5 protein-coding genes are annotated in these 6189 nt (G+C 70.8%); 2 read left to right on the top strand and 3 right to left on the bottom strand.

The genetic code is table 11. The features are described from left to right. From KBX53_RS19060 to KBX53_RS19070, 3 genes are all read right to left on the bottom strand, one after another. Positions 1-516, bottom strand: a 516-nt coding sequence (locus KBX53_RS19060) for an NAD-dependent epimerase/dehydratase family protein (RefSeq protein ID WP_210860769.1), incomplete at its 3' end; no start/stop codon positions are given. After that, on the bottom strand, positions 513-1544 hold the full coding sequence (locus tag KBX53_RS19065; protein WP_210860770.1) for a glycosyltransferase: 1032 nt from the start codon (positions 1542-1544) through the stop codon (positions 513-515). The genes KBX53_RS19060 and KBX53_RS19065, both read right to left, overlap by 4 nt. Positions 1545-1577: 33 nt before the next feature. Beyond that, complete coding sequence (locus tag KBX53_RS19070; RefSeq protein ID WP_210860771.1) at positions 1578-3176, bottom strand: lipopolysaccharide biosynthesis protein; 1599 nt, start codon at positions 3174-3176, stop codon at positions 1578-1580. 304 nt (positions 3177-3480) lie between these two features. Between KBX53_RS19070 and KBX53_RS19075 the strand changes: the two genes are divergently transcribed. Together KBX53_RS19075 and KBX53_RS19080 are read left to right on the top strand one after the other, a co-directional pair. Continuing rightward, positions 3481-4596 (top strand): endo-1,4-beta-xylanase, encoded by a 1116-nt coding sequence (locus tag KBX53_RS19075; protein ID WP_036411375.1) that lies wholly within the window; start codon positions 3481-3483, stop codon positions 4594-4596. A 200-nt stretch (positions 4597-4796) separates the two neighbouring features. Continuing rightward, on the top strand, positions 4797-6189 hold a 1393-nt coding region (locus KBX53_RS19080), incomplete at its 3' end, for a sugar transferase (RefSeq protein ID WP_210860772.1).

The raw sequence follows: 6189 nt of genomic DNA on the forward strand, positions 1-6189 counted from the left end.
GTTGAAGGGACGGGCGGCCACCACCGCGATCCGCCCGTCGGCGCCGAGCGCGAGGGCCAGCGACTCCGCGGCCGCCTTGGCATGACCGTAGGCGCCCACCGGTCGGGGCAACGTCTGCTCGGTGATCGGGTTCAGTTCCGGCGGCACCGCGCCGTACTGGGCGGAGGATCCCGCCAGGACGAGACGCGCCGGCCGGCCCGACCGGGTGTCGACCCGGCGCAACTCCTGGCACAGGTTGTAGGTGGTGTGCACGGCATCGGCCACCACGTCCGCCCCGCTGGCCCCCCGCTGGGGGAGGGTCGCGGCCAGGTGGAAGACGACGTCGGGGCGTACCGCCTGGAGCCGGGCGCGGACCGCCGCCGGATCGTGCAGGTCCAGCTGGTGGTAGGTCTCGCCTGGACCAGGCTGCCGGGGCCGGCGACCCAGCCCGACCACCCGCTCACCGTTGGCGGCGACCAGGCGACGCAGGTGGGTGCCGACCCAACCGTGCGACCCGGTCACGAGCGTGGTGCTCACGACCCGAGCACCGACCGGTAGATCTCGGCGATCCGCTGCGCCACCAGGCGCTCGTCCAGCCAGCTGCTTCGCTCGCGCCCGTTTGCCCGTACGCCGTGGTGCAGCACCTCGCGGACCCGGTTGGCCAGCTCCGACACCAGGTGGTCGCGGGCCGCCCCGGTCAACGGACCGGCCGGGAACGGCACGACGGCTCCCGGTCGTACGTCGGCCAGCACCTCCCCGACGTCTCCGACATCGACGGTGACGACCGGCAGGCCCATCGCCGTGGCTTCCTTGACCACCGTGGGGGAGCCCTCACTGCCCGGCCGTGACGTGAACAGCATGACGTCGGCCGCGTCGTACTTGCGGACCAGGTCGGCCTCGGGCTGACCCGGCGCGGACAGGATCAGCTCCTGCACCGAGGGGTCCTGGCGCCGCAGCTCGGCCAGCGCGTCACGAAAGACGTCGTAACCCTTCACCGCGCGGCCGGGGTCGGCGCCGAAGAGCACCACCCGCGCGTCGGGGGTGATGCCGAGTGCCTGCCGGGCGGCGAACCGGTCACCGGGCTGGAACAGCTGGAAATCGACCCCGTTGGCCACCACGTGGCCGGCGGCGTCACCGGCCGTCTCGGCCAGTCGGCGGGACACGTAGATCCGGGCCCGGGTGCCACCCCAGCCCAGCTTCGTCATGAAACGTTGGCGGGGTGCGTTGACGTCACTGCCGTAGAGCGACAGCACGCGGGCCGGGTGACCGGCGAGCCGCGCCGCCGGTGCCGTCATCCCGTAGTGCACGTGGACGATGTCGTAAGCGCCGGACCGGGCCCGACGACGGATCCGGCTGGCGGCGGTGAAGTAGTCCAGTTTGCCGCGGGACTGGGCGACCACCTCGACATCGACGTGGTGGCCCAGCGCGCGCAGCGCGGACACCTGTCGCTGCACGAAAATGCCCCGGTAACTGCCCTGCTCCGGCCACAGGTTCGTGACCGCCAGGATCCGCAGGGTGCGCTGCTGGGCGAGGGGTGGGGACAACTGCTCGGACGTCTCGTTCACGCTGTTCTCTTTCTTCAGACGCTCTGTCGGGTCTCAGACGGCAGTGGTGACCGGGGTGGACGCGGAACCGCGGCGGTGGCTGCGGGCGAGGACGAGCAGCCGGCGAATGTCACCACTGAGCACGAGCCCGGCCACGACGAACCCGGCGAGGGTCACGCCGGCGGCGGTCCACGACCAGGTCTGCATGACGTCCAGGCGGGTCACCAGCGCGGCGACCACGACCAGGGCGATGCTCCGGACCAGGGTCATCGTCCAGGCGAGCCGGTGCAGCCACCAGACCGCGACGACCGGAATGGTCGCGGTGACGGCGGTGCCCACCAGGTAGCCGATGCCGACCCCGGTGGCACCCATCGACCTGGCCGCGCCCACCACCACGGCCAACCCGATCAGGCAGCCCACCACGGCGGAGATCACCGGCACCCGGGCCTGGGTCAGCGGGCCGCTGGCCAACGCGTTCACCGACGGCACCTGAAGGATGCCGAGGAAGGCGGCGCACAGCATGACGCGCAGCACGGTGGCGCCGGCGGCGTACTCCTGGCCGCCGAAGAGGCCCAGCACGAGGGGCGCGGCGAGCAGGCCCACCACGAAGACCGGGGCCATCGTCACCGCCAGGGCACGCGTGGACGCGTCCACCTGTCGGCGTACCGCTGTGGTGTCCCCGGCGCCCTGAGCCCCGGCCATGGCCGGGAAGAGCGCCAACGCGAGCGCCCGGGGCAGGAACCACAGCGGTGCGATCAGGGCGACGGCCGCGACCAGGTAGGCCACCTCGGACGGGTCCGCGAAGTGACCGCCGAGAAGCTGGGTCGTCTGGAGGACACCGGCGCTGGCCAGCGTGCCGATGCGGCCCAGGACGGCGAACGTGACGACCTCGCGTCGATCGAACCGGCCACCGGCCGGCACCCCCTCCCGCCGACGGTGCGCGCGCAGCTGGTGCCGGCACAGTGCGACGAAGACGCCGTAACCGAGGCAGAGCGGCAGGAGGTAGGCGGTCTCACCGGTGGCGATCACCACGACGGTGGTGACCACCGCCAGCGCGGACGTGGCCAGTTCGATGCGGGCGTACTGGGGGACGAGGCCGTGGCCGTACATGGCCGCCTTGTCCACGGTGTAGAGCGAGTAGGTGGCTGTCAACACCGCGAGCGTCAGGGTGTCCACCACGCCGAGGTGGTAGATCCCTTGCACCACCAGCGCCGTCGCGGCGCCGAGCACCAGGCAGGCCGTCAGGCCGAGCCGGGAGAGGAACCGGTGTACGGCCCAGGCCCCGGGCAGGTCGCCGGCGCCACGATGAAAGGCGACGAACTTGGACAGGCCGCTGGAGACGCCGCCGGGCAGCAGCAGGCTGGCCACCATGCTCGCGGCCAGCATGATGCCGACCAACCCGTAGGTGGCGCGGTCCGTGGCGTGACTGGTGAGTGAGCCGTGCACCAGACGGGTCGCGCCCACCGCCACCAGGGCGAGCATCGAGAGCGCGCCGCTGCGCACGATGGTGGAACCACCACGAACCGGAGGCTTCGGTGGGGGCACCGCGGCGACTCCGCGCGCGGCGGCGTCACCGGGTGCGCCGCCGAGCGGTGGGACCCCCGGATCCCGCAGGCGTGCGCCGCTGCCGTTGATGGGATGACCGTGCTGCACTGTCAGACCGCCGATGTCTCTATGGGTCGCGGCGCGACCGGGGATGAACGCTGGCTGCGGTCGGCCTGCACGGCAACGTCGGCGCCGAGGAGGTCAGCCGACAGGCGGGCGGACCCTTATGGTCGAGGGTCGTAGGATCGATCAGGCGCATCAGTTGGGCCTCGTCATGCTGCGTCGCAACTTCTGTCTGGGGATGCTAATGACCGAAGAGGTCCGCGCCGGTGCCGCGACGGGCACCGTTGTCCGAACGGACGACGGCTGGCCGGTGTCGCCATCGCGGGTGCCGACATCGGTCGACCGCACGATGTCACGGCTGCCCCGGGCTCGTGTGGTGGTGCTGTCGGTGGTGGTGCTGGTCCTCGTCGCCTGCGCAGCATACTTTGGCTGGGACCGCGGGGTGGGCCCGGTCGAGTCGGTCGCCGCCCCCACCGCACAGCCGTCGGCAACGCCGGGTCCTCCGGCGCTGCGGGACCTGATGCCGCCGAACGTCAGGATCGGAACCGCCGTCAGCGGGCAGATGTTGGCTTCGGACCCGCGGTACCGCGCGACGCTGTCGAGTCAGTTCAACGCCGTCACGTCCGAAAACGCGATGAAGTGGACGATCCTGGAACCGAAGCGCGGCGTGTACGACTGGTCGGCCAGTGACCAGTTTGTCGACTTCGCCAAGGCCAACGGGCAGGCCGTCTACGGTCACACCCTGCTCTGGCACAGCAACACTCCGGTGTGGGTGACCGAGAGCTGGTCGCCCGAGCAGCTGCGCGCCGTGCTCAAGCAGCACATCACCACAGTCGTCAGCCGCTACCGGGGCAAGATCTGGGCCTGGGACGTGGTCAACGAGGTGCTCGCCGAGGACGGGTCGTTACGAGACTCGTTGTGGCTGCGCAAGCTGGGCCCCCGCTACATCGCCGACGCGTTCCGCTGGGCCCACGAGGCGGACCCGGACGCCCGACTGTTCATCAACGACTACGGCACCGAGGGTCGCACCCGGAAGGCCGACGGCCTGCTGCGGCTGGTCAAGGAGCTGCGCGCGGGTGGCGCGCCGGTGCACGGGGTCGGCTTCCAGAGCCACATCCGGTTGGGGGCGCCGCCGAAGGACGCGACGGGAAACCTGCGCCGCTTCGCCGCGTTGGGCGTCTCGGTGGCCATCACCGAACTGGACGTACGGATTCCGTTGCCGGTCACCACCCAGAAACTGCTGGACCAGGCGCTGCTCTACCAACACATGCTCAAGGCCTGTCTCGCCGTCGCCACCTGCGAATCGGTGACGTTGTGGGGCTTCACGGACGTCAGCAGCTGGATCGGTTCGCACTATCCCGGGTACGGCGCCGCCTGCGTCTTCGACGAGGAGTTCGCGCCGAAGCCGGCGCACGGTGCGCTCGCCCAGGAGTTGAGTGCCCGGAAGTCGCGACCACCGAACTGATCCGGCTGAGGAAGGACCCGAACCGCCACTAGGCACGACGTGGCATGGACGCATAGGGTGCACGTCGCGATCTCCCGACGGGGGCGACATGGGAAAGGAAGGTCGTGTCCGCACACACGCAATTCCTCACGGCTGTCTCGTCGCAGCAAAGACCGAGCTTCGACCCCGACCTGGGTGTGATCACGCCTCCGTCCAACGGCATGGCCCGGTCGGTGTTCGCCCGTCCGGTCGCGCCTCGGGCCAACTGGCGTCGCCGCTACGTGGCCTGGCTGGTCCTGCTCGACGTCCTCGCGGCCCTGGCCGCCAGCCGGACGGTCGTCACCCTGCTGGCCGACGCCGACGCCGGTTTCTGGGACCAGCGGGTGCTCGGGAACGTCAGCTCCTTCAGCCTCGCGGCCTTCGTCGGCGTTCCGGTGGGCTGGCTGATTTTGCTCGTCGCGTCCGGGGCGTATGACCAGCGGGCGCTCGGGCTGGGCACCGAAGAACTCAAGCGGGTCGCCCGGGCCAGCCTCGCGATGGCCGCCGCTGTCTCGTTCCTGGCGCTCGGCTTCAAGAAGGACCTGTCCCGGGCCACTGTCGCTGCCATCATCGTCTGCCTGCTGCTCTACACGCTCGTCGTTCGGTTCGCCGCCCGGGTGGTGCTTCGGCGGATCCGGCGTACCGGGCGGGCGTCGCAGAAGGTGCTGCTGGTGGGCCGCCTCGTCGACGCGCTCGCGCTGCACGAGGTGGTGACCCGCAACTACGGGGCCGGGTTGCACCCGATCGCCATCCACCTGCCCCACCATCCCCGTCCGGGCGAGCGGGTGAACGCCCCGGTGCCGGTGTACGTGGGCTGGGACCTGGTGCCGCTGGTCCAACAACTCGGCGCGGACACCATCGCCGTCTGCGGGCCCGCCAGCCTGGAGTCGTACGAGCTTCGCAAGCTCGCCTGGCAGTTGGAGGGCACCGGCCTGAACCTGGTGGTGGTCCCCCAGGTCACCGACGTCACCGGTCCCCGCATCCACGTCCGGCCCATCGAGGGCCTTCCCCTGCTCAATGTGGACGAGCCGACCATCTCCGGTCTCTCGCTGTTGGCCAAGAGCGTGCTGGACCGGGTGACCGCGCTGGTCGGGCTGGTGCTGCTGAGCCCGGTGCTGTTCGCCATCGCGCTGGCCATCAAGATCAACGATCCCGGGCCGGTGATGTTCCGGCAGACCCGCATCGGCCACGAGGGACGCGCCTTCAAGGTCTGGAAGTTCCGGACCATGTACACCGACGCCGAGCAGCGGCTGGCGACCTTGAAGGATCGCAACGAGAGCGACGGCCTGCTCTTCAAGATGAAGGACGACCCCCGGGTCACCCCGATCGGCCGGCACCTGCGGGCGCTCTCCCTGGACGAACTGCCCCAGCTGATCAACGTGCTGCGCGGGCAGATGTCGCTGGTCGGGCCACGTCCACTGCCCACCGAGGACGACGACTACCGCGGTGACGTCCGCCGGCGGCTGCTGGTGCGGCCCGGCATCACCGGCCTCTGGCAGATCTCCGGCCGCTCCGACCTCACCTGGGACGACGCGGTCCGACTGGACCTGCACTACGTGGACAACTGGTCGCTGG

Origin of the sequence: Micromonospora sp. M51, from assembly GCF_018070305.1 — a bacterium.
Classification (GTDB): domain Bacteria; phylum Actinomycetota; class Actinomycetes; order Mycobacteriales; family Micromonosporaceae; genus Micromonospora; species Micromonospora parva.